Raw genomic sequence first — 1,146 nt, 5'->3', positions numbered from 1 at the left:
TAATGCGTGGACCACGGCGCTTCGGTCGCATCGACGTAGAAACCCGCGCCGACGCCGAAGTCCCACGCATCGGTCTCGCCCGGCACACCCGCGCCGCGCGGGCTCGTGTCGGGCATCACGAGCGCGACGCCGTGCTGCGCCGCGTATTGCTGCGCGCCGGCCTTGATCGCAAACGTCTCGTCGGTGCAGGTGAGGCCCGCGAGATAGAACAGCGCCGGCACGCGGCCGTGCACGGCCTGCGGCGGCAGGTACACCGAGAACTTCATCGGCAGGCCGATCGCCGTCGAATCGTGGCGATAAAAGCGCTGCTCGCCGCCGTGGCACGCATGCGAGGAAACGAGTTCGAGCATGACGGTGCGCTCCCGGTCAGTACAGCACGACCGAGCGGATCGACTCGCCCTGCTTCATCAGGTCGAAGCCTTCGTTGATCCGCTCGAGCGGCAGCGTGTGCGTGATCAGGTCGTCGATGTTGATCTTGCCTTCCATGTACCAGTCGACGATCTTCGGCACGTCGGTGCGGCCGCGCGCGCCGCCGAACGCCGAGCCCTTCCACTCGCGGCCCGTCACCAGTTGGAACGGACGCGTGCTGATTTCCTCGCCGGCCGCAGCCACGCCGATGATGAACGATTGGCCCCAGCCCTTGTGCGTGCACTCGAGCGCCTGGCGCATCAGCTTCACGTTGCCGACGCATTCGAACGAGTAGTCGGCGCCGCCGTCGGTCAGCTGCACGATGTGGTCGACGACGTTCTCGACTTCGTTCGGGTTGATGAAGTGCGTCATCCCGAACTTCTTCGCGAGCTCGACGCGCTTCGGGTTGATGTCGACGCCGATGATCTTGTCCGCGCCGACCATCTTCGCGCCCTGGATCACGTTCAGGCCGATCCCGCCGAGGCCGAACACGACGACGTTCGCACCGGCCTCGACCTTCGCCGAGTAGACCACCGCGCCGACGCCCGTCGTCACGCCGCAGCCGATGTAGCAGATCTTGTCGAACGGCGCGTCCTCGCGCACCTTCGCGACCGCGATCTCGGGCACGACGATGTAGTTCGAGAACGTCGACGTGCCCATGTAGTGGAACAGCGGCTTGCCGTCGAGCGAGAAGCGCGACGTCGCGTCGGGCATCAGGCCCTTGCCCTGCGTCGCGCG

2 protein-coding genes are annotated in these 1,146 nt (G+C 66.4%); both read right to left on the bottom strand.

Annotation, left to right across the window (positions count from 1 at the left end):
* On the bottom strand, positions 1-350 hold a 350-nt coding region (locus GD429_RS40010; RefSeq protein WP_265334724.1), incomplete at its 3' end, for an alpha/beta hydrolase-fold protein.
* Positions 351-366: 16 nt separating this feature from the next.
* On the bottom strand, positions 367-1,146 hold a 780-nt coding region (locus GD429_RS40005), incomplete at its 5' end, for a zinc-binding dehydrogenase (protein ID WP_152865741.1).

The sequence above is a fragment of the Burkholderia sp. BE17 genome (genome assembly GCF_009362305.1).
In the GTDB taxonomy this organism is placed as follows: Bacteria; Pseudomonadota; Gammaproteobacteria; order Burkholderiales; family Burkholderiaceae; genus Burkholderia; species Burkholderia pyrrocinia_C.
The sequence above is the reverse complement of the archived record's forward strand: the minus strand, read 5'-3'. Positions and strand labels throughout refer to the sequence as shown.